Annotated in this window: 21 protein-coding genes; 11 read left to right on the forward strand and 10 right to left on the reverse strand. The window is 63.6% G+C overall.

Annotated features, from left to right (window positions below; all coding sequences use genetic code 11):
* Positions 1-57 precede the first annotated feature (57 nt).
* Positions 58-1,785, forward strand: a complete 1,728-nt coding sequence (gene pilB, locus AC56KW_RS06615) for a type IV-A pilus assembly ATPase PilB (RefSeq protein WP_497169946.1) — start codon at positions 58-60, stop codon at positions 1,783-1,785.
* A gap of 34 nt (positions 1,786-1,819) precedes the next feature.
* On the forward strand, positions 1,820-3,052 hold the full coding sequence (locus AC56KW_RS06620; protein ID WP_497169947.1) for a type II secretion system F family protein: 1,233 nt from the start codon (positions 1,820-1,822) through the stop codon (positions 3,050-3,052).
* A gap of 405 nt (positions 3,053-3,457) precedes the next feature.
* Here AC56KW_RS06620 and AC56KW_RS06625 read toward each other — a convergent pair whose 3' ends face one another.
* Entirely contained in the window at positions 3,458-3,922 is a 465-nt protein-coding gene (locus AC56KW_RS06625) for a cytochrome ubiquinol oxidase subunit II (RefSeq protein ID WP_497169948.1), read from the reverse strand.
* 166 nt (positions 3,923-4,088) lie between these two features.
* Between AC56KW_RS06625 and AC56KW_RS06630 the strand changes: the two genes are divergently transcribed.
* The 3 genes from AC56KW_RS06630 to AC56KW_RS06640 all read left to right on the forward strand — a co-directional run bounded on the left by AC56KW_RS06630 (position 4,089) and on the right by AC56KW_RS06640 (position 6,393).
* Positions 4,089-5,471 carry an aminotransferase-like domain-containing protein gene (locus AC56KW_RS06630; protein ID WP_497170226.1) on the forward strand — a complete coding sequence of 461 codons (1,383 nt, stop codon included), beginning with the start codon at positions 4,089-4,091 and terminating at the stop codon, positions 5,469-5,471.
* A gap of 412 nt (positions 5,472-5,883) precedes the next feature.
* On the forward strand, positions 5,884-6,129 hold the full coding sequence (locus AC56KW_RS06635) for a hypothetical protein (protein ID WP_497169949.1): 246 nt from the start codon (positions 5,884-5,886) through the stop codon (positions 6,127-6,129).
* A 69-nt stretch (positions 6,130-6,198) separates the two neighbouring features.
* The gene (locus AC56KW_RS06640) at positions 6,199-6,393 is read left to right on the forward strand and encodes a DUF2970 domain-containing protein (protein ID WP_497169950.1); all 195 of its coding nucleotides are present in this window, start codon (positions 6,199-6,201) and stop codon (positions 6,391-6,393) included.
* Positions 6,394-6,742: 349 nt separating this feature from the next.
* Here AC56KW_RS06640 and AC56KW_RS06645 read toward each other — a convergent pair whose 3' ends face one another.
* Positions 6,743-8,113 (reverse strand): hypothetical protein, encoded by a 1,371-nt coding sequence (locus tag AC56KW_RS06645; protein WP_497169951.1) that lies wholly within the window; start codon positions 8,111-8,113, stop codon positions 6,743-6,745.
* Positions 8,114-8,337: 224 nt separating this feature from the next.
* Here AC56KW_RS06645 and AC56KW_RS06650 point away from each other — a divergent pair, with 224 nt between their 5' ends.
* The 4 genes from AC56KW_RS06650 to AC56KW_RS06665 all read left to right on the forward strand — a co-directional run bounded on the left by AC56KW_RS06650 (position 8,338) and on the right by AC56KW_RS06665 (position 10,869).
* A complete protein-coding gene (locus tag AC56KW_RS06650; RefSeq protein WP_497169952.1) occupies positions 8,338-9,207 on the forward strand; it encodes a prepilin peptidase in 870 nt (289 codons plus the stop codon).
* Positions 9,204-9,812: a dephospho-CoA kinase gene (coaE, locus tag AC56KW_RS06655; protein WP_497169953.1), complete on the forward strand. Its 609-nt coding sequence runs from the start codon at positions 9,204-9,206 to the stop codon at positions 9,810-9,812. Before AC56KW_RS06650 ends, coaE begins: the two co-directional genes overlap by 4 nt.
* A gap of 87 nt (positions 9,813-9,899) precedes the next feature.
* A complete protein-coding gene (gene zapD / locus AC56KW_RS06660) occupies positions 9,900-10,655 on the forward strand; it encodes a cell division protein ZapD (protein ID WP_497169954.1) in 756 nt (251 codons plus the stop codon).
* Between the two features lie 31 nt (positions 10,656-10,686).
* Positions 10,687-10,869 (forward strand): DNA gyrase inhibitor YacG, encoded by a 183-nt coding sequence (locus tag AC56KW_RS06665; RefSeq protein ID WP_497169955.1) that lies wholly within the window; start codon positions 10,687-10,689, stop codon positions 10,867-10,869.
* On the opposite strand, the gene AC56KW_RS06670 is transcribed toward AC56KW_RS06665, so the two are convergent.
* The 4 genes from AC56KW_RS06670 to argJ are packed head-to-tail and all read right to left on the reverse strand — an operon-like array spanning position 10,866 to position 14,746.
* Positions 10,866-12,161, reverse strand: a complete 1,296-nt coding sequence (locus AC56KW_RS06670; RefSeq protein ID WP_497169956.1) for a D-amino acid dehydrogenase — start codon at positions 12,159-12,161, stop codon at positions 10,866-10,868. The genes AC56KW_RS06665 and AC56KW_RS06670 overlap by 4 nt on opposite strands.
* 9 nt (positions 12,162-12,170) lie before the next feature.
* Positions 12,171-12,587 carry an NUDIX domain-containing protein gene (locus AC56KW_RS06675; RefSeq protein ID WP_497169957.1) on the reverse strand — a complete coding sequence of 139 codons (417 nt, stop codon included), beginning with the start codon at positions 12,585-12,587 and terminating at the stop codon, positions 12,171-12,173.
* A 1-nt stretch (position 12,588) separates the two neighbouring features.
* Positions 12,589-13,503 (reverse strand): ATP-binding protein, encoded by a 915-nt coding sequence (locus tag AC56KW_RS06680; protein ID WP_497169958.1) that lies wholly within the window; start codon positions 13,501-13,503, stop codon positions 12,589-12,591.
* A gap of 4 nt (positions 13,504-13,507) precedes the next feature.
* Positions 13,508-14,746, reverse strand: a complete 1,239-nt coding sequence (gene argJ, locus AC56KW_RS06685) for a bifunctional glutamate N-acetyltransferase/amino-acid acetyltransferase ArgJ (protein WP_497169959.1) — start codon at positions 14,744-14,746, stop codon at positions 13,508-13,510.
* A 120-nt stretch (positions 14,747-14,866) separates the two neighbouring features.
* Between argJ and AC56KW_RS06690 the strand changes: the two genes are divergently transcribed.
* Positions 14,867-15,217 (forward strand): Dabb family protein, encoded by a 351-nt coding sequence (locus AC56KW_RS06690; RefSeq protein WP_497169960.1) that lies wholly within the window; start codon positions 14,867-14,869, stop codon positions 15,215-15,217.
* Positions 15,218-15,283: 66 nt separating this feature from the next.
* On the opposite strand, the gene secA is transcribed toward AC56KW_RS06690, so the two are convergent.
* The 3 genes from secA to AC56KW_RS06705 form a co-directional block, all read right to left on the reverse strand.
* Positions 15,284-18,070, reverse strand: coding sequence for a preprotein translocase subunit SecA (gene secA / locus AC56KW_RS06695; protein WP_497169961.1), 2,787 nt, complete (start codon positions 18,068-18,070; stop codon positions 15,284-15,286).
* A 163-nt stretch (positions 18,071-18,233) separates the two neighbouring features.
* Complete coding sequence (locus AC56KW_RS06700) at positions 18,234-19,472, reverse strand: alginate O-acetyltransferase AlgX-related protein (RefSeq protein ID WP_497169962.1); 1,239 nt, start codon at positions 19,470-19,472, stop codon at positions 18,234-18,236.
* 3 nt (positions 19,473-19,475) lie between these two features.
* A complete protein-coding gene (locus tag AC56KW_RS06705) occupies positions 19,476-20,864 on the reverse strand; it encodes an MBOAT family O-acyltransferase (RefSeq protein WP_497169963.1) in 1,389 nt (462 codons plus the stop codon).
* 196 nt (positions 20,865-21,060) lie between these two features.
* On the opposite strand from AC56KW_RS06705, the gene AC56KW_RS06710 reads away from it, so the two are divergent.
* Positions 21,061-21,552 (forward strand): DciA family protein, encoded by a 492-nt coding sequence (locus tag AC56KW_RS06710; RefSeq protein WP_497169964.1) that lies wholly within the window; start codon positions 21,061-21,063, stop codon positions 21,550-21,552.
* Positions 21,553-21,636: 84 nt separating this feature from the next.
* On the opposite strand, the gene lpxC is transcribed toward AC56KW_RS06710, so the two are convergent.
* Entirely contained in the window at positions 21,637-22,572 is a 936-nt protein-coding gene (gene lpxC, locus AC56KW_RS06715) for a UDP-3-O-acyl-N-acetylglucosamine deacetylase (RefSeq protein ID WP_497169965.1), read from the reverse strand.
* Positions 22,573-22,642 lie beyond the last annotated feature (70 nt).

The raw sequence follows: 22,642 nt of genomic DNA on the forward strand, positions 1-22,642 counted from the left end.
TCCGCCGGTCCGCCCGGCGCCCTTGTCGTTACTCCTGAGGTTCCCCACACGACGCATATGGCAGCAGTCCTCCCCAACACGACCACCGGCACCCCGCTGTCGGGCCTGGCGCGCGCACTGGTACAGGCCAATCGCCTGAGCGCAGCACAGGCGGACATGCTGCACAAGAAGGCGGTCCAGGAGAAGACCGCCTTCATCGACGCCGTGCTCGCCAGCGGCGCGATCGAGCCGCGCGCGCTCGCCGCGTTCTGCGCCGAGACCTTCGGCTATCCGCTGCTCGACCTGTCCGCCTTCGCGCCGGAGTCGCTGCCCACCAGCGCCATCGACGCCAAGCTGATGCAGGCCCAGCGCGTGATCGCGCTGGCCAAGCGCGGCAACAAGCTGTCGGTCGCGCTGTCCGACCCGACCAATAACCAGGCCCTGGACCAGATCAAGTTCCAGAGCGAGGCGACGGTCGAGCCGGTGATCGTGCCGCACGACGCCCTGCTGGCCTTGCTGGCCGCGATCGCCAAGGGCGCCGAGCAAGACTTGAGCGAGCTGGCCGGCGACGATGCCGACATCGAGTTCGCGGAAGAAGACCAGCAGTCGACGACGTCGCCCGAAGCCGCGAGCGACGTCGAGGACGCGCCGATCGTGCGCTTCCTGAACAAGATCCTGATGGATGCGGTACAGATGGGCGCCTCGGACATCCACTTCGAGCCCTACGAAAAGTACTACCGGATCCGCCTGCGGGTCGACGGCGTGCTGCGCGACCACGCCATGCCGCCCTTGTCGATCCGCGAAAAACTGGTCTCGCGCATCAAGGTACTGGCGCGGCTGGACATCGCCGAAAAACGCGTGCCGCAGGATGGCCGCATGCGCCTGATCCTGTCCGCCACCCGCACCATCGATTTCCGTGTCAGTACGCTGCCGACCCTGTTCGGCGAAAAGACCGTCATGCGTATCCTGGATGCGACCCAGGCGCAAATGGGCATCGACGCGCTCGGCTACGACCCGGACCAGAAGGCTTTGCTGCTCGACGCGATCGCCCGCCCTTACGGCATGGTGCTGGTGACCGGTCCGACGGGCTCGGGCAAGACCGTGTCGCTGTACAGCTGCCTGAACCTGCTGAACAAGCCCGGCATCAATATCTCGACCGCGGAGGACCCGGCCGAGATCAACCTGCCCGGCGTGAACCAGGTGAACGTCAACGAAAAGGCCGGCCTGACCTTCCCGGTGGCGCTCAAATCCTTCCTGCGCCAGGATCCCGACATCATCATGGTCGGCGAGATCCGCGACCTGGAAACGGCCGACATCGCGATCAAGGCCGCCCAGACCGGCCACATGGTATTTTCGACCCTGCACACCAACGATGCGCCGTCGACCCTGACGCGCCTGATGAACATGGGTGTGGCGCCCTTCAATATCGCCTCGTCGGTGATCCTGATCACGGCCCAGCGCCTGGCGCGGCGCCTGTGCAGCTGCAAGCAGCCCCTCGAGATCAGCCGCGAAGCCCTGCTGTCGGCCGGCTACCGCGACAGCGACCTGGGCGGTGACTGGCGGCCGTATGGCCCGGTCGGCTGCGAGCGCTGCCTGGGCTCGGGCTACAAGGGCCGGGTCGGCATCTACCAGATCATGCCGATCTCGCCGGCGATCGAGGCGCTGATCCTGGCCAACGGCAACTCGATGGAGATCGCGGCCCAGGCCGACAAGGAAGGCGTCAATTCGCTGCGCCGCTCGGGCCTGATGAAAGTGAAGCAAGGCATGACCAGCCTCGAAGAAGTGCTCGGCTGCACCAACGAATAAGACCGCAGTAAAACTGCAAACAGGAACTCGAACAATGGCAACTTCCCGACAACCCAAGAGCCGTGGCGCACAGGTCAAGGAGAATGTGTACGCCTGGGAGGGCAAGGACAAGACCGGCCGCGTCGTGCGCGGCGAGGTGCGCGCCGGCGGCGAGGCGATCGTTAACGTGACCCTGCGCCGCCAGGGCATCATGGTCACCAAGGTCAAGAAGAAGGTCTACCGCAGCGGCCGCAAGATCACGGACAAGGACCTGACCATGTTCACGCGCCAGCTCGCCACCATGATGAAGGCCGGCGTGCCGCTCCTGCAGTCGTTCGATATCGTCGGCAAGGGCCACAGCAATCCGTCGATGGCCAAGCTGATCCAGGACTTGCGCAACGACGTCGAGACCGGCACCAGCCTGAACCGCGCCTTCCGCAAGTTCCCGCTGTACTTCGATCCGCTGTTCTGCAACCTGGTCGGCGCCGGCGAACAGGCCGGCATCCTGGAAGACCTGCTCACGCGCCTGGCGATCTACAAAGAAAAGACGCTGGCGCTCAAGAGCAAGATCAAGTCGGCCCTGACCTATCCGATCGCCATTCTCGCGGTCGCCCTGATCGTGACCGCCGTCATCATGATCTGGGTGGTGCCGGCCTTCAAGCAGGTGTTCTCGAGCTTCGGCGCCGATCTGCCAACCCCGACCGTGGTGGTGATGGCGATCTCGGACTTCGTCGTGCAATGGTGGTACGTGATCTTCGGCTCGCTGTTCGCCGGGCTCTATCTGTTCTTCCAGGCCTGGCGCCGCTCGCTCAAGATGCAGCAGGTGATGGACCGCCTGCTGCTGCGCCTGCCGATCTTCGGCAGCGTGATCCGCAAGGCGACCATCGCGCGCTGGACGCGTACGCTGTCGACCATGTTCGCGGCCGGCGTGCCGCTGGTGGAAGCGCTCGACTCGGTCGGTGGCGCGTCGGGCAACGCGGTGTACCTGGAAGCGACGCGCAAGATCCAGAACGAGGTCAGCACCGGCACCAGCCTGACGGCGTCGATGCAGAATGCCGATGTGTTCCCCAATCTCGTGATCCAGATGGTGCAGATCGGCGAAGAGTCGGGTTCGCTGGATGCGATGCTGGGCAAGGTGGCGGATTTCTTCGAGGATGAGGTCGATGAGGCGGTGGCGGCGTTGTCGTCGCTGATGGAGCCACTGATCATGGTCATCCTGGGGGTGCTGATCGGCGGGCTGGTGGTGGCGATGTATCTGCCGATCTTCAAGCTGGGCTCGGTGGTATAGCGTCCAGCTGTAGGTTCTCAGAATACTTCGCAGTGTCTCAGAAAACTTCGCAGTGAGTTCGCAGCCGCTCTCAAGTAGTTCGCAGTAGCTCTACCTCAGCTGACGTAGAGCTACTGCCTAGCACCCCTGTCTCCGTTGACAAACATTATGGCTCAGGAATGTCTACGATAGTCGTGGCGATTCACAGAACCATGCCGACTGTGCTGCAACCCAAGCAAGACCTAGTGGCCGTACCTTCGCAAAACGAACGCATTGCAGGCAGTGTTGGGTAAAGCGTTTAACGCGCTTCATCACGGCTGGCTGGTGCGCCAACCGACGTGCTCAACAGCGCCCCCCGCGGACTTTCAGGACGCACTCTGCATATTGCTCCCGCACGCCATGCCGCTGACGCATAGTCGCATCGCTTCAGGCGCCCACCACGGTTGCGACGCGTTCCTGCGCCGCTTTTGATCCAACTGGTTTGTAGAGGTCGAGCGAGTGGATTGCACCCCAGCCTAGAACTGTCACTAGAGCGACGATGCCGATAGGAATGGTCCATGCCTTAACTTCCGTCCTGATCGATTCCATATTCCGTGATGCGTGCTCGGTGGTCGCGTTGGATACACTGAGACGCGAGATTGAATAAATGTTCAAGACAATGATCGGAATGACCACCAGCAGCGTCAGGGCCGATGCGATGATCATCAAATTCTTTTCCTGGAAACCAATACCACCTGCCGAATTCATTAGTTGTACGGCATAAGTGCCCAGCATAGCGATGCTGGCATACGCGCCGACACGCTTAACCGATTTCAAGTGGCCAAGTGTCATTGCCTTTTCCACATGAGACGGAAAGGATGTGATGCTCTGCACAGAGTTTACGTTTTTCATTAGGTCTACATTGAGATAACAATGGCGAACCCGTTGGGTTTCGCCTAACACACACAGATGAGGAGGGGTGTTGGAAACGTGTATCACTGGTTCTTTCACGCCTTCTGCGGCATACTACCCCGAAACAATTTCCATACATTGGGACAAAATGTCTCACTTGAAAACCATGCAAGAGCAATCTGTACCATCATGGCCGCCGCACCTACGATCGGGCGCTGGCCCCCGTTTTCTCCAGATCGCAGATGCATTGCAGCAGGCAGTGACCGATGGTCTGCTCAAGCCCGGCGATCGCCTACCTCCGCAGCGCGAGTTGGCTGCGCAACTGAACGTAGATCTGACGACGATCACCCGGGCATACGACGAAGCCCGGCGCAGAAATCTGCTGGAAGGGCGTGGCGCTCGTGGTACCTATGTTGCAGCGCCGAAGGTGGAGCTGACGTCGATCCTTGACCTGAGTATGAACACACCGCCCGCGCCGGACGGGGTCGACTTCGACGACCTGCTGAAACAAGGTCTCGCGCAAGTGCTGATGCGGGCGGATAACGAACTGCTGATGACTTACCATCTAGGCGGCGGCAGCGTTTCCGACCGCGAAGCCGGAACCAAGTGGATTGAGCCGATGTTTGGAAGCATGGAACCGGACCAGGTAGTCGTCTGCCCTGGCGCACAGGCAGCAATTGCAGCATTGATCCTGGTATTGACCCAGCCTGGCGATGCCATTCTCGTGGAGCCGACGAGTTACCCTGGGCTGCGTGCAGCTGCGATCCAGTTCGGACGCCATGTCGTTCCGGTCGAAACGGACAAGCATGGGATGCTACCTCAGGCTCTTGAAAAAACCTGCCGGCAGCATCAATCCAGACTTGTCTACCTTAACCCGACACTACAGAACCCGACAACAGTAACGATGCCAGGGAAGCGACGTAAGGAATTAGCCGTCGTGGCGAAACGCTGCAACTTGCGGATCATCGAGGATGACCCTTACTGGCTGCTCGCGGAGTCGCCGCCGCCGCCCATTGCTACCCACGCGCCAGAACACGTCTATTACATTTCTACTTTGTCGAAATGCCTTACGCCTGGGTTGCGCGTTGCTTTCGTGCTCATGCGTGACCCGGTCGAGCGTGAACGCTTCTTGGTGGCCCTGAGGTCTTTCGCATTGATGGTCGCGCCTCTGACGGCGGCGCTGGCCACCCAATGGATCCTCGACGGCTCGGCAAACACATTGATGCTAGCCGTGCGAGACGAGGCACGTATACGTCACAAGATATCCCGCGATGTTCTGGCAGGACGATATGCTGGACCTGGCGACGGGCTGCATATATGGGTTGAGCTGCCGACATACTGGGGGTCATACCAGCTCGCGCAAGCCGCAGAGGCGGAGGGGCTAACGGTCACACCGGCGGAGGCATTCGCGATCGATGGCGAATCCCTGAACGCGATACGGATCTCGCTCGGCGGCGTTACGGACCGTTCACGCTTACGGATAGGTCTGCAGCGCCTATCCCAATTGCTGGCGCGGCGGCCTGATGCATATAACGCCGCTGTTGTATGAACGCATTCGAACTGCGTGGCCCGGTCGCATGTGCGGGACATTCTCACACCGACGTCGGGGCATACTGCCAACCTTCCTTGCGGGCCTAGATGGTCTCCCGGCTTGAACAATTCTTTCACCACCTCTGCCCAGCTATCCGGATTCCGGATGAAACGCAACGGCCCACGATGCAAGTCCTGTCAACCATATTTGCGCGCTGCCATCTTGCATGGGCATCAACTGGGACAGTTTGTCCCGATGTATGGATATTGTTTTTGAGTAGAATGCCTCAGAACGTGCAGCATGGCGATACTTGCACGGCATTCCGCTGAGGTTCCCGGAGGCTTGAACAAAAATGGAGCTGTTGAAGCAGCGTTTTGAGGTGTCGCTCCTCACGTTAAATAGTGTCAAGTAATAGCTTGGAAATACCAAAATGACGGCGGAATGGTTCCCTACAGTTTTCTATACGTTCAAATTTCTCGCGTTAGGCGTGGGCATGTTCTTCGCCATTAAATGGCATTACGATCAAGGGAAGAAGGAGAACGGGGCGAAGAAGAGGCGCGAGGTGCTGATAGCGGCCGGCAAGGCGGCCGCAATCTTCGTGCTATCGCTCCTGGTCGTGGGGCTCATCGCCTTCGCCCTTGTCAGGAAGCTCGGTTTGGACATCAGCTTGCCCTGATTGCAAAAAATAGTCGACCGATTGAATGTTAAGAATAGCTGCTGAAGTCGAACTAACTGGGAGTTAGCCATGGAACAGAAACGCTCATTCCTTGCGACGCTTGCTGCGATCGGCTGGTCCTTCATCGGCCTTCGCCGCAAGAGGGATTTCGACATCGATGCGGAAGGCGCATTCAAACCACTCTATGTGTTCCTCGCGGCGCTACTGGCATTAACCGTTTTCATCGGTGCGCTGATGCTGGCGGTGCGGCTGGCTATTTCATAACGAGATACCCCACACGACGCGAATAACATGAGCAATTGTTGAGCGAACGCCCCGCTGTACGGCTTGACGAGCGCACTGGACGGAGGCGGCTACGGCGGTCACGGCCCGCAGTACAGTCGAGTAGTTTATTGGCCGGCCAGCTCTCGCTGGCACTACCCACTTAAACCCAGGCTGGCCATATCGAGCTCATCGACGAATACGTCGAGCACGCAAATTCTACGAGAAAAAAGCACTGCGAAATGCCTGAGAATCCTTGGGAGCGAGAGGGACGCGACTGCAAGCTATCGTGAGTTCCTACAGGAATCGGCCATGGGCGCTCATGACGGCGTGCGTCTCACGAGCGCTGTCGTCAGCCTAGTGCGGCGCGAATTCCCCGCATCGCCCATGCCAGCGTCGCCCTCAGCAGCACGCTTCCCGTCGCCCACGGTCGTTGGCGGTCCAGCCCCCTTCGCCCCATGCGCTGCGGCAGGAAAAACCGCCCGAACGCCGACAATCCGCGGCCCCGCATGATCCAGAAACTGCCCCCCGCATAGGTGGTATCGAATCCATCCTCGGCGCGCAGCAGGTACAGCGCCGTCCCCGAACACATCGCCACGTCGGCCGGCGCCTCGCGCGCCAGCAGGCGCAAGCCGCGCAGGTAAGACAGTTCGATGGTCTGGCGCAGGTCGGGCAAGGTGAGCACCAGCGGGCGCAGCAGGCGCAGGCGCTCGAGCAGGCGCGGCAGGCCATGCAGCCGCGCCCCCGCCTTGTCGCGATACCGCAGGAACGCTTCTTTCAATTCAGCCACCGTCGCCTGGTTCGGGCGCGGGAGCGGCTCGGGCCGGTCGCGCCAGCAACGCATCCAGTGCGCCAGCGCCTGCTCGTGCTGGGCCGCAAGGCTGGCCGGACTGTCGAACTCGAGGTCGAGGCGCGCCCCCGGCTGCAGGAAGCGGATGACGTTGCGCTGCGCCTCGAGCCGTGGCGCCTCGAGCACCCCCAGCGGGGTGCGGCGGCCGTGGTTGAGCCAGGTGTTATCGACCCGGCTGAAGCGGGCAAACGAAGCGACCGGCACGATCAGGCGCGGCTTGAATGTGTCGGCCTGCAGCGCCAGGCGTTCGATCCCCTGCTCGGCCGCTGCTTCGCGCCGCGCGAAGTTGTCGGGATTGCCGCACCAGGCCATGTCGGCGAAGCCCGTCAACAGCAGGTCGACGCGGACGTTTGCCCGGCGCAGCCGCTCGGCGGCGGCGCGGCAGGCGGCGTGGGTGGACAGCGCCCGTTCGCCCAGGTTGAGGATGGACCGGCGGCCGCAGCGGATCAGGCACCAGGAGTCGCCTTCGCCGTTCGCATAGGCGGTGAGTCGCAGGTCGCGCGCGAGCGTGCGCGGCTGCCCTTCGGCGCATTCGGCCACTGCGAAGCGGTTGCGCCGCAGCTCGCCCAGCAGGCGCCAGTCGCGGCCCTGGCGGTAGAGAAACGTGGCGATGCCGCGGAACTCGGCGCGGAAGCGGCGCACGAAAGGCGTCGACAGGCGGTCGGGCTGGGCCCGCGAACACCAGATGAACACCGGCAGGCCGCTTGCATTCAGTTCGGCAATCAGTTTGGCGGTGTCGGTGGAACGATCGAGCAGGCTCCAGGCGTCGTTCAGCACCATGCCATCCAGCCACGGATCGGCCAGCAGCAGCGCACTGTCAGTGCGCAGCAGGAAGCCGGCGTGGTTCAGGAAGGTAAAGGTCGGGCTCGGCATGGCGGGGCGACGTCTAAGGATCGCTTCAGCCTATTCCGACGCCGCACGCCATTCATGAGGTATCGCAATCGTGCGAAGGTGTTTGCCACACTGGCACCGTCGCGACCAGGCCCGGCTCGGGACAACACCTTCGCCAAACGGGAGCAAAACCCCTACAATGAGGTTGATGTAAAGAATCACTGCGCTGCAGCGCACTGCGCACCCTCGAATCGGACCGGATCGACATGCCCTTGGAATCACTTTTGTTTGCGCCCCCCGCCCTGCTGGGCCCTACCCTCGTGGCCGCCCTGCTCGGCCTGCTCGTCGGCAGCTTCCTGAACGTGGTCATCTACCGCATCCCGAAGATGATGCAGCGCGAGTCCGACAATTACGTGGCCCAGGAAAGCGGCAAGGAGCCGCCGCATACCGACCGCTTCAACCTGATGGTGCCGCGCTCGAGCTGCCCCTGCTGCGGCCACCAGATCACGGCCCTCGAGAACATCCCGGTCGTCAGCTACCTGGCCTTGCAAGGCAGGTGCCGCAAGTGCAAGACGCGCATCTCGCCGCGCTACCCGGCGATCGAACTGTTCACGGCCATCGTGTCCGGCCTGCTGGTGTGGACCTTCGGCAGCGGTGCGGCCGGTTGCAGCAGCCTGCTGTTCGCCTGGCTACTCATCGCGATGACCTTCATCGACTTCGACACCCAGCTGCTGCCGGACGACCTCACCTATCCGCTGCTGTGGGCCGGCCTGGTCATCAATCTCAACGGCACCTTCGTGCCATTGCAGGACGCCGTGATCGGCGCCGCCGCCGGCTACCTGGTGCTGTGGTCGGTGTATTGGCTGTTCAAGCTCGCCACCGGCAAGGAAGGCATGGGCTACGGCGACTTCAAGCTGCTGGCCGCGCTCGGCGCCTGGCTCGGATGGATGGCGCTGCCGACCATCATCCTGCTGTCGTCGATCGTCGGGGCGATCGTCGGCATCAGCCTGATCGTGTTCGCCAAGCGCGGACGCAATAACCCGATTCCCTTCGGCCCCTACCTCGCGGCGGCGGGCCTGCTCGCCATGCTGTATGGCGAGCAGCTGGGCCAGTTCGGGCGGGGCCTGCTGGGATGAGCGCCAGGATGTTCTCGGTCGGCCTTACCGGCGGCATCGGCTGCGGCAAGAGCACCGTCGCCGACCTGTTCGCCGGGCTGGGCGCCTCGATCGTCGACACCGACGCCATCGCCCACTCCCTGACCGCCCCGCATGGCGCGGCGATGCCGGCCATCGTGGCCGAATTCGGGCCTGACTTCGCCACGCCGGATGGCGCGCTGGACCGCGCCCGCATGCGCAGCCTGGTATTTTCGGATGCCGGCGCGCGCGGCCGGCTGGAAGCGATCCTGCATCCGCGCATCCGCGACGCCACCGCCGCGGCGGCGCTGATCGCGACCGGACCCTACGTGATCTATGCGGTGCCGCTCCTGATCGAATCGGGCGCCTGGCGCGAACGGGTATCGCGCGTGCTGGCGGTGGACTGTTCGGAAGACACGCAGGTGGCGCGCGTCATGCAACGCAGCGGCTTGAGCGCCGACCAGGTGCGCGCCATCATGGCGACCCAGGTCACGCGGACCCAGCGCCTGGCGGCGGCGGACGACGTGATCGACAACGACGATGGCCTGGAAGCCCTTTTACCTCAGGTAAGCCGTTTGCATGAGCGGTATCTGGCATTAAGTATGTAACAAGAGTGATGCAGTGTTTGTAATTTTGCTTCGTATAGTTCAGAATCACCAAGTTACTTGCCAGCCTACATTCAGAGGAATGTCATTTTGATCGTCTACGAATATCCTTTCAACGAGCGGATTCGCACGTTGTTGCGGCTGGAGGACCTGTACGATAAATTCAAGTTCTTTGTGCATCAAGAACACCCGATGCAGCACCATGTCGCCCTCTCGACGATCTTCGACATGCTGGAAGTGGCCGGCCGCGCCGACCTGAAATCCGACCTGCTGCAAGAACTCGAACGGCAAAGGCAAAGTCTGCTGGCCTACCGCAGCAATCCCGCGGTCGCCACCGACACCCTCGACGCCGTGCTGTCCGAACTGGACACGGCCAGCAGCGCCCTGGTGGCAAGCCAGGGCAAGACCGGCCAGAACGTGCGCGACAACGAATGGCTGATGAGCATTCGCGGCCGCACCATCATCCCTGGCGGCGCCTGCGAATTCGACCTGCCGTCCTACTACGCCTGGCAAAAGCGCCCGGCCGGGAAGCGCCATGCGGACATCATGGGCTGGTTCGGCCCCCTCGCGCCGCTGCTGGACGCGCTGTCCCTGGTGCTGCGCCTGCTGCGCAATTCCGGCGCGCCGGTCAAGATGTTCGCCTCGGCGGGCAGCTACCAGCAGATGTTACAGGGTAAAATCTACCAGATGCTGCGCTTGACCCTGGACGAATCGACGGGCGCGATCCCCGAGATCTCGGCCAACAAGTACATGCTGTGGGTGCGCTTCACCAGCCAGGACGGCGATTGCAAGCCGAAGCCGCTGGAAGAAGACGTGCCGTTTGACCTGACCCTCTGCAATTTCTGATTGCTGATTTTTACGTTTGATTGAAAGTGCAATGACCGTCGTAGCCTGCCCTACCTGCAGCAAGCAAGTCGAATGGACCGAAGCGAACAAATTCCGTCCGTTCTGCTCCGAGCGCTGCAAGAAAATCGACCTGGGCGCCTGGGCCGAAGAGAAGTTCGTGATCCCCGGCGCCGCGCCGGCCGATCCCCTCGACGAACCGTCCGACGAGCGTTAGACCGTCATCCCCGCCGGTACCACCACCGGCCTGTTGCGCCGCCCGTAACGGTCCATGAACAGGCCTTCCAGCCCGATCTCGGGCTGACGCCCCGACAGCAAGTCCGCCAGCACCCTTCCTGATCCGCACGACATGGTCCATCCGAGCGTGCCATGGCCCGTATTCAGGAACAGGTTGCGGTACGGCGTCGGCCCGATCACTGGCGTGCCGTCCGGCGTCATCGGCCGCAGGCCGCACCAGAACGAAGCCTGGCGCACGTCGCCGCCGTCTGGGAACAGGTTGGTCACCGAGTGTTCGAGCGTGTCGCGCCGCGCCTGGTGCAGGCGCAGGTCGTAGCCGCACAGCTCCGCCGTGCCGCCGACGCGAATACGGTCGCCCAGGCGCGTGATGGCCACCTTGTAGGTCTCGTCCATCACGGTCGATTCCGGCGCGCCCGACGGATCGCTGATCGGCACCGTGATCGAATAGCCCTTGACCGGATACACCGGGATGTGGATGCCGATCTGCTCGAGCAGCAACGGCGAGTAGCTGCCCAGCGCCAGCACGAAAGCCTCGGATTTCAGCTCGCCTTTATTCGTGACGACGCCGACCACGCGGTCACCCTCGACGTTCAGGCGCTCGATCCTGACCTCGTGGCGGAACTTCACGCCCAGCCCCTTCGCCAGTTCGGCCAGCGCCTGCGTGAACTTGAAGCAGTCGCCCGTCTCGTCATTCGGCAGCAGCAGGCCGCCGACGTACCTGCCCGGCACGCGCGCCAGCGCCGGCTCGTACTGGGTGCAACCGACCGGATCGAGCAGCTTGTAGGGAACGCCCGAACGCTCCAGCACCTCGGTATCGGTATGCGCGCCATCGAGCTGCTTCTGGGTGCGGAACAGCTGCAGCGTGCCCTGGCTGCGTTCGTCGTAGGCGATGCCGGTGTCGCGGCGCAGCTGGACCAGTACGTCGCGGCTGTACTCGGCCAGGCGCACCATGCGGCCCTTGTTGACCTGGTAGCTGCTGGTGTTGCAGTTGGCGAGCATCTGCAAGATCCAGCGCCATTGCTGCCAATCGAGCCTGGGCCGGATCACCAGGGGGCTGTGCTGCATCGCCAGCCATTTGATCGCCTTCATCGGCACGCCCGGTCCGGCCCACGGCGTGGCGTAGCCGGGCGAGATCTCGCCGGCGTTGCCGAAGCTGGTCTCCATCCCGGCGCCGCTCTGGCGGTCGATCACGGTGACGTCATGCCCGGCCTGGGCCAGGAAGTACGCCGATGCGGTTCCGATGACGCCACTGCCGAGGATGATGATTTTCACGCGTGTTCCTTAAGATTGACGATCCGGATAGCGTACCCGGTCGAGCCATTCGAGCAGCGGGATGGTGGCCGGCAGCAGCGGGCTCACGCCGAAGGCGCCCTGCCAGGCGAAGGCCTGGCCTTCCAGGCTTTGCGGTTCTCCCTGCCACTCGCGGCAGATGTAGAAGTACAGGCGCACGTGGGCGTGCTCGTACACGTGCTCGACGCAGCACCAGGCCTCGCCGCTCACGACCTGCACCCCGAGTTCTTCCATGAACTCGCGCTGCAGGGCGGCGAAGATGTCCTCCCCGGCTTCGACCTTCCCGCCCGGGAATTCCCAGTAGCCGGCATAGGGCTTGCCCTCGGGACGCTGGCCGAGCAGGACATCGCCGTCGGGCCGCATCAGGACGCCGACGGCCACGTCGACCGGCGGTTTGTTGGTACGCATATTACCCATTGCTTGCATCATCCGGCAGCTTGCCGGCGTAGTCTTTCGCGAATTGCCAGGCCACGCGGCCCGAGCGCGAGCCGCGCTGCAACGCCCATTGCAGGGCCTCGGGCCGCGCTGCATCGATCTGCTGCGGCGTGCAGCCGAAGCTGGCCAGCCAGTGGCCGACGATGGCCAGATAGTCGTCCTGGCGGAACGGATAGAACGACAGCCACAGGCCAAAACGCTCGGACAGCGAGATCTTTTCTTCGACCGTCTCGCCCGGATGCAGGTCGCCGTCCTCGCCGTGGCGATAACTGGCGTTGTCCGACATTTTCTCGGGCATCAGGTGGCGCCGGTTCGAGGTCGCGTAGATCAGCACATTGTCCGATTGCGCCGTGATGCTGCCGTCGAGCGCGACCTTCAATGCCTTGTAGCCGGCCTCTCCCTCTTCGAACGACAGGTCGTCGCAGAAGACCACGAAGCGCTCCGGCCGGCCGGCGACCAGGTCGATGATGTCGGGCAGGTCGGCCAGGTCGGCCTTGTCGACCTCGATCAGGCGCAGGCCCTGGTCGGCGAAGGCGTTCAGGCAGGCCTTGATCAGCGACGACTTGCCGGTGCCGCGCGCGCCGGTGAGCAGCACGTTATTGGCCGGGCGGCGCGCGACGAACTGGCGCGTGTTCTGCTCGATCTGGCGCTTTTGTGCTTCGACGTGATGCAGGTCGCCCAGCGAGATGGTCGACGCATGCAGCACCGGCTGCAGGTAGTGGCCGCCCCCGAAGGAACTGCCGACAGCACGACGGCGCCAGCGGAAGGCGAAGCTGCGCTTCCAATCGGGCTCGCGCGCCGTGGTGGGCGGCAGCACCGCCTCGAGGCGCTCGAGCAGCGCTTCTGCCCGACGCAGAAAACGGTCCAGCTGTGGCTCCAGCGGCGTCATCGAATCAGGAACGGTAGTCGGCGTTGATCGAGACGTAGTCGTGCGACAGGTCGCAGGTCCAGACAGTGGCCGAGGCGTCACCTCGGGCCAGCTTGACGCGCACCGTGATCTCGGATTGCTTCATCACGCGCTGGCCGTCTTCTTCCTTGTAATCCGGATTGCGGCCACCGCTCTTGGCGACCCAGACGTCGTCCAGGTAGAGATCGAGCTTGGTCACATCGAGGTCGTCGACGCCGGCATAGCCGACCGCGGCCAGGATGCGGCCCAGGTTCGGGTCGGACGCGAAGAAGGCGGTCTTGACCAGCGGCGAGTGCGCGATCGCGTAGGCGATCTTGCGGCACTCCGCCACGTCGCGGCCTTCGTCGACCGTGATGGTCATGAACTTGGTCGCGCCTTCGCCGTCGCGGATGATCTGCTGCGCCAGGTTGCGCGAGATGTCGGTCACGGCGTCCTTCAGCGCTTCGTACTCGGCGCCGCTGGTGCTGTCCACGACCAGGCCGCCGGTGCCGGTGGCGACCACGATGAAGGAATCGTTGGTCGAGGTATCGCCATCGATGGTGATGGCGTTGAACGAGTGGTCGGCCGCGTGCCTGACCAGTTCATCCAGCACCGGCTGGGCGACCCTGGCGTCGATCGCCAGGTAGCCGAGCATGGTCGCCATATTCGGCTTGATCATGCCGGCGCCCTTGCTGATGCCGGTCATCGTGACGGCGTGGCCGCCGATGGTCACGGTGGTCGATGCCGCTTTCGGCTGGGTGTCGGTGGTCATGATCGCCTCGGCGGCGTTGAACCAGTTATCGAGCTTCAGGCTCGCCGCGGCGGCGGGCAGGCCGGCCAGGAGCTTTTGCATCGGCAGCTGTTCCAGGATCACGCCGGTCGAGAATGGCAGCACCTGGCCGGCCTCGATGCCCAGCAACCTGGCCACTTCGGCGCAGGTAGCCTGGGCATTGGCCAGGCCCTGCTCGCCGGTGCCGGCGTTGGCGTTACCCGTGTTGACCACCAGCGCGCGGATCGGCGCGGCGCCGTTCCTGACGGCTTCGAGATTGGCCTTGCTGACCTGCACCGGCGCGGCGCAGAAGCGGTTCAGGGTAAACACGCCGGAGACGGTCGCGCCTTCGGCCAGCTTCATGATCAGGACATCCTTGCGGTTCGGCTTCTTGATGCCGGCTTCGGCAAAGCCGATCTCGACACCGTTGACAGGCTTCAGGTCGGCGGCGACTGGCAGGGGGGAATTGACGGCCATGGTGATCTCGTTGGAAAAATTGTCGAATGCGTTATTGTAACGCCAGCGCGGGGCCTTGAGAGCCGCACTGGCCCGCATTGCCGTGCAAACGCGCGCTGGACGCCACGACCAGCAGCTAAGATGGTGCAATCCTCATTCATCGGCGCAATCATGTCCGCTACCGCGCGTCCGCTTCTTCGCCATGTCGTGCTGTTCTCGTTCAAAGACGACGCCAGCGCCGAACAGGTGTCATCGATCGTCGCCGCTTTCGGCGCCCTGCCCGCCGCCATCCCGGGCATCGTGAGCTACGAATGGGGCACCAATGTCAGCCCCGAAGGGCTGAGCGACGGCTTTACCCATTGCTTCACGCTGAGCTTCGCCAGCAGCGAAGAGCGCGACGCCTATCTCGTCCACCCTGAACACCAGCGTTTCGTGGGCACGCTGGGCGGCTGCCTGGCGCGCTCGCTGGTTGTCGACTACTGGGCAGGCTAGCCCAGGCTCGCCGCCATGAAAAACGGCCGGGTCACCCCGGCCGTTTTTCATGCTGCGGTCGATGGCTTACGCCAGTTTGCCGTGGCACTGCTTGAACTTCTTGCCGCTGCCGCAAGGGCATGGATCGTTGCGGCCGACCTTCACGCCCATATAGCTGCTGTGGTCCTCGGCCGACACGGCCTGGCCCGCGCCGCTGGTGTTCGGATTCGGATTGAGCAGTTCCTCGGGCGCCGCCGACGGGTTGAAGTCGGCATGCTGGTAGTTGACGTTTTCCAGGTGCGCGGCCTGGGCCGCCATCGCCGCCTCGGCTGCCTCGACTTCTTCGCGCGACTGAATGCGCACGGTCATCACGGTGCGAATGACTTCGTTCTTGATCAGGTCGAGCATGCTGCTGAACAGCTGGAACGCTTCGCGCTTGTATTCCTGCTTCGGGTTCTTCTGCGCATAGCCGCGCAGGTGGATGCCCTGGCGCAGGTGGTCCAGCGCCGCGAGGTGTTCGCGCCAGTGGGTATCCACGCTCTGCAGCATGACGTTGCGCTCGAAGCCGCCGAACGATTCCTTGCCCACCACGCCGACCTTGCTGCCATACGAAGCCTCGGCCGCGGCCAGCACGCGCTCGAGGATGTCGTCGTCGTTCAGGTTCGGCTCATCCTGCAGCATCTGCTGCAGCGGGACATCCAGGTTCCATTCCGACGACAGCGTGCTTTCCAGCGTCTTGACGTCCCATTGTTCCTCGACCGATTCGGCCGGCACGTAGTCGCGCACCAGGTCGGTGAACACGCCCACGCGCAGCGAATTGATCATCTCGCTGATGTCGGCCGACTCCAGCAGTTCGTTACGCTGGGTGTAGATCACCTTGCGCTGGTCGTTGGCGACGTCGTCGTATTCGAGCAGCTGCTTGCGGATGTCGAAGTTGCGGGCCTCGACCTTGCGCTGGGCCGACTCGATCGAGCGCGAGACGATGCCCGCTTCGATCGGTTCGCCTTCCGGCATCTTGAGGCGGTCCATGATGGCGCGCACGCGGTCGCCGGCGAAGATGCGCAGCAGCGCATCATCGAGGCACAGGTAGAAGCGCGAGGAACCCGGGTCGCCCTGGCGGCCCGAACGGCCACGCAGCTGGTTGTCGACCCGGCGCGATTCGTGGCGCTCGGTGCCGATGATGTGCAGGCCGCCGGCATTGACCACGTGGTCGTGCAGCGACTGCCATTCGTCGCGCAGCTGCTGCGACTGGGCCGCTTTCTGCTCCGGCGACAGGTTGGCGTCGGCCTCGATGATCTGGATCTGCTTGCCGACGTTGCCGCCCAGGACGATGTCGGTACCGCGGCCGGCCATATTGGTGGCGATGGTGATCATCTTCGGACGGCCGGCCTGGGCTACGATCTCGGCTTCGCGCGCGTGCTGCTTCGCGTTCAGGACGTTGTGCGGCAGCTTGGCCTTGGTGAGGATGCCCGACAGCAGCTCGGAGTTCTCGATCGAGGTGGTGCCGACCAGCACCGGCTGGCCGCGCTCGTAGCAGTCGCGGATGTCGTTCAACATCGCGTTGTACTTTTCTTCGGACGTCTTGTAGACCTGGTCCTGGCGATCCTTGCGCTGCGATGGACGGTTCGGCGGCACGACGACGGTTTCCAGGCCGTAGATCTCCTGGAATTCGAACGCTTCGGTATCGGCGGTGCCGGTCATGCCGGCCAGCTTGCCGTACATGCGGAAGTAGTTCTGGAAGGTGATCGAGGCCAGGGTCTGGTTCTCGTTCTGGATGCGCACGCCCTCTTTCGCCTCGACCGCCTGGTGCAGGCCGTCCGACCAGCGGCGGCCCGTCATCAGGCGACCGGTGAATTCGTCGACGATCACGACTTCGTTGTTCTGCACCACGTAGTGCTGGTCCTTGTGGTACAGGACGTGGGCGCGCAGCGCCGCGTACAGGTGGTGGATCAGCGAGATATTGGCGGCGTCGTACAGCGAGGCGCCTTCGGGCAGCAGGCCCATTTGCGTCAGGATCGCCTCGGCGTGCTCGTGACCCGACTCGGTCAGCAGCACGGTGTGCGCTTTCTCGTCCTTCAGGTAGTCGCCCGGGACTTCGATCTTGCCCTTGCCGTCCGGAGTCTCTTCGCCGATCTGCTGGGTCAGTTGCGGCGGAACTTCGTTCAGGCGCTGGTACAGGTCGGTGTGGCTCTCGGCCTGGCCGGAGATGATCAAGGGCGTACGCGCTTCGTCGATCAGGATCGAGTCGACCTCGTCGACCACCGAGAAATTGAGGCCGCGCTGCACGCGCTCGCGCAGGTCATAGACCATATTGTCGCGCAGGTAGTCGAAGCCGAATTCGTTGTTGGTGCCGTAGGTGATGTCGGAACCGTAGGCCTTCTGCTTGCTGTCGTGGTCGAGCTGCGACAGGTTGACGCCCGTGGAGAGGCCCAGCCAGCCGTACAGCTGGCCCATCTGGTCGGCGTCGCGCTGGGCCAGGTAATCGTTGACGGTAATCACATGCACGCCCTTGCCCGACAGGCCGTTCAGGTAGACCGGCAGGGTCGCCATCAGGGTTTTGCCTTCACCCGTGCCCATTTCCGCGATCTTGCCCTGGTGCAGGACCATGCCCCCGATCAGCTGCACGTCGAAGTGGCGCATCTTGAGGACGCGCTTGGCCGCTTCGCGGCAGACGGCGAATGCCTCTGGCAGGATGTCGTCCAGGGACTGGCCCTTGGCCAGGCGATCCTTGAATTCAGGCGTCTTGGCTTGCAGTTCGGCATCCGAGAGCTGCTCCATCTGTGGCTCGAGCGCGTTGATCTGACGCACGGTCTTTTGATACTGCTTGAGCAGACGCGAGTTGCGGCTGCCGAAAATCTGGGTCAGGAATGACATGCTGTGTTCTAGAAAAATACGCCGCAAAAAGAAGCCACGATGATATCAAAGTGATAAGCACCAGAGACCGCGTCAGGCAAATAACCACCGATTTTATCATGCAAGCCAGACACGCACTTGGGGACTGGTGCACAGATAACAAGGTTTTTCTATTAGGAATCCTTTATTTATTTGCTTCTCGGGAAAACTCCGGGAAGGATTCCGGGAACAGCAGGGCGAGGTCGGTGCCCACCCTGCCCCACAGGACAGTGGCGTCATGATAAAGGAACAGGACCTCGTCATCGCTGCCCGGCACGAGCATCAATTTGCGCAATTGCGCCACTTCGGCCGGGTCGAGACGCGCGAGCGCATTGGTCGACACGTACACCACTTCGCGATGGTAGCGCGCGAACATCGGCGCACCCATATAACCGAAGGAGTCGGAAAAAATCACCAGGCGCGGACCGAGTCCCGGCGCGCTGTTGACGTAGCGGCCGACCACGGCCAGCTTTTCCATCATCGGCTTGATCTCGGGGAAGCAGTCCGGGCCGAAACACGGCGCGATCGTGGTGCCGCCGAAATCCGGCGTGTCGGCCAGGCTGTTACGCTCGATGCCGGTGAACAGATAGGCGACGTCGGACGGGCCCACCTTGGCCGACAACGGAATAGGTTTGCCGGCCTCGTCGCCGCGGTTCCAGAAGTGGCGCTCGGTGAGCGCGGCGACCGCGCCGGCGCCCGATGCGCCCCAATGGAAGTGCGTCTTCGGGAAGAACTCGACGCGTTCCCGCATGGCCCACACCTCGCTCAGCGGAAAGTAGATCCGGGCGCGCGCTTGCGGCGTCAGCGCGGTCGATGCCAGCAGGCCGCGCAGCGGCACCTCGTCCGGCTTGCAACGCTCTGACTGCCACGGCAACATCTCGTCGCTGTAGACCACCGGGCCGGATGGCGCGATCAGCATGCGCGCCGGGACGCCGCGCGCCTTCATGACGTCGTCGAACTGCGCGAATTCCCTCACGATGCGCGGGCCGTCGTCGAATTGCCAGCCGCAGGCGATCAAGGCCGTGTACGGCGCGCCCTGGCCACGGTCGTTGTGGGCGGCCAGGAAGATGCGGTCACCCCGCCCGGCCATGATCTGGTTCGTCGGGAAGCGCTTGAACAGGTCGTGGCGCAGGCGCGCATACGACTCGACCATCTTGTCGCGCCAGCCGAAGTGGTCGTTGCTCCAGGCTTCGGCCTTGGCCGGCCAGGCGAGCACCTCGTCCAGGGTGGCCGGGACGCCGGGGGCAGGCGCCAGGACGCGCTGCTCGGTCGTTCCGGCATCGGGCCGCAGCACCGTCACCAGGAGCGGCAGCGCCAGGAAGCCGAGGACCACGATCCTGGCGGCGCACTTGCGCACTGAGTTTCGCAGTGAGAACGCTTTCATGGCTCAGAACCGGAAATAGAGGAAGGGATTATAGGTGCCGCTCGCGAGCGCGCAGGCGCACAGCGCGACGCTGGCCACGGCCAGCGGCAGGTAGCGCCAGCTTCCATGGCTGTAGCGGCGCACGAAACCTCCCGGCGCATGGCCGGTCGGCAGCAGCGCACCGAGCAGGCCGATGGCGATGGCGGTCAATTCCAGCGACGCGATCTCGGCCTGCCATGGGTGACCGGGCGGGTTGGCGCTGGCGCCGGCCAGCGCGCTGAAATACGTCAGCGCGGAACCCGCATCCGGCGCCCGGAACCACACCCAGCCCAGCATCACCAGCACCAGGGTCCAGGCTTGGGCGACGACGCGTGGCAGACGCGCCAGCACGTCCGATAATCCCATGCGCTCGACGATCAGCCACAGGCCGTGCCAGCCGCCCCAGATCACGAAGGTCCAGGCCGCGCCATGCCACAGCCCGCACAGCAGGAACACCAGGCCCAGGTTGACATAGGTGCGCAGCGGGCCGCGCCGGTTGCCGCCGAGCGGGATGTACAGGTAGTCGCGGAACCAGGTCGACAGGCTGATATGCCAGCGCTGCCAGAACTCGGTCATCGAGCGCGCCGAATACGGACGGTCGAAGTTGGGCGGGAAGCTGAAGCCCAGCATATGGGCCAGCCCGATCGCCATATTCGAGTAGCCGCAGAAATCGTAATAGATCTGCAGCGTGTAGCACAGCAGGCCGAGCCAGGCCGTGGGCGCCGACAGGTCGGCGTGGACGGCGCCGAACAGGCGGTCCGCCGGCAGCGCCAGGGTGTTGGCGATCATGACTTTCTGGGCCAGGCCGAGCGCGAAGATCTGGAAGCCGGCCAGCATGCGTTCATTGGTGATCACGCGTTTGCCCATCTCGCCGGCGATCTGGCGGTAGCGCACGATCGGGCCGGCGATCAGCTGCGGGAACAGCGCTTTATAGGTGGCAAAGCGCAGGAAGCTCGACTGGGCGGCGACTTCGCCCCGGTAGACGTCGACCAGGTAGGAGATGCCCTGGAAGGTGAAGAAGGAGATCCCGAGCGGCAGCGTGATGTGCGGCACGGGGAAATCGGCGGCGAGCGCGGTCTTGATCGCCTCGGCCAGGAAGCCGGCATACTTGAACCAGGCCAGCAGCGCCAGGTTGACGGTCACGCCGGCCGCCAGCCAGGCCCTGGCGCGCTTGCGGTCGCGCGCGATCGCCATGCCGGCGCCATAGTTGAGCACCGCCGACAGCATCAGCAGCAGCACGAAACCCGGCTCGCCCCAGGCATAGAAGATCAGGCTGCCCAGCAGCAGGATGGCGTTCTTCCACGGCAGCAGGTAGTACAGCGCCAGGAATACCGGGAGGAAGAAGAACAGGAAGACGATGGAAGAGAAGAGCATCTGGATGGGCGCGCATGGACGACAGCGACGCGCCATCGATTCAACCTGCGCCGGTATTGTAGGAACTATATTACCGAAAGACAAGTTGAGACATGGACGACGGGGCACACCGGCTGGCTGGGCCGAGTCGTCCCGGCCGGTCATTCGTTAACAGTCCGGCATTGCAAACGGCCCCCACTGTGGTATGGTCCCGGAAATGTCGTCCCTTCCTTCCAACCGGCCCTTCCACATCTTCGGCACCAGCACCCGGAAGACGTCGCACGCCGCCACCGATTTCCTGCGCGCCAACGACCGCATGGCCAGCCTGCTGCCGGCCGTGGGCCGCATGGCGCGCCTGCAGGCCGACTGCGCGGCGGCGCTGCCGGCGATCTTCCATAATTGCGATGTGCTGTCGTTCCAGGAGGGCGTCCTGATCCTGGCCGTGCCCAGTTCGGCGCTGGCGGCGCGGCTCAAGCAGTTGCTGCCCAAGCTGCAGGCAACGCTGGTCGCCCGCGGCTGGCAGGTGGAATCGACCCGGATCAAATTACAGGTAACGCGCGCCCTGCCCGACAAGCCAGAGATGCGCACGCTGGAATTGCCGCCCACGGCAGTGCAGGCGTTCGAGGACCTGGCACAAGCGCTGCCGGATACCAAGCAGAATCACGCTTTGGTGGCGGCGCTCAGGGCGTTGGCGGCGAAGCGCAAATAAGCGGCAGGGTCCGAAAAATGGACAATGGCTGCGTGTCCCTGGCGGGGCACGCAGCCATTGTCGTCGTCGATCCGGGACGCGGGATCAGCTCTGCGCCCACTCCCGCGTCATCTGCCGCACATACGACGGCGGCGCCGTCCCCAGCTCATCGAAGGTCACGATCTCATATGAATCCGGCTGCGCCAGCAATGCGCGCAGCAAGTCGTTATTGAGCGCATGCCCCGATTTATGGGCCGTATAGCTGGCCAGCAGCGGATGACCGACCAGGTACAGGTCGCCAATCGCATCCAGAATCTTGTGGCGCACGAATTCGTCGTCGTAGCGCAGGCCGTCGGTGTTCAGGATGCGGTATTCGTCCATCACGATCGCGTTCTCGAACGAACCGCCGCGCGCCAGGCCCATGCCGCGCAGGCTTTCCACATCTTGCATGAAGCCGAAGGTGCGCGCGCGCGCCACGTCGCGCACATAGGTGATGTCGCCGAAATCGACGGTCGCGCGCTGCATGGTGCCGTCCACCGCCGGATGGTTGAATTCGATGAAGAAGTCGAGCTTGTAGCCGTTGTGCGGCGACAGGCGCGCCCATTTCTCGCTGGCGCCGCTGCCCTGGCGCACCTCGACGTCTTTCAGCACGCGGATGAACTTGCGCAGCGACGACTGCTCTTCGACGCCGGCCTGCTGCAGCAGGAACACGAAGGACGATGCCGAACCGTCCATGATCGGGATTTCCTCGGCGGTGACGTCGATGATCAGGTTATCCAACCCCAGGCCGGCGCAGGCCGACATCACGTGCTCGACGGTCGAGACGCGGGCGTCGTCCTTGATCAGCACCGAGGCCATGCGGGTGTCGCCCACGACGTGGGCGGAGCTCGGGATGGCCACGATCGGGTCCATGTCGACGCGGCGGAACACGATGCCGGTGTCGGGCGCGGCAGGGCGCAGGGTCAGCTCGACCTTGCGGCCGGAGTGCAGGCCGACACCCGTGGTGCGGACCAGTTCCTTGATGGTTCGTTGTTTCAGCATTCGCCGATTATAGCCCAGCGTTTACGCGGGCGCTGACGTCCCCCTCGATTGGCTGGGGCCCGGTGGCGCG

It is taken from the genome of Telluria sp. RT2P19 (genome assembly GCF_059685725.1).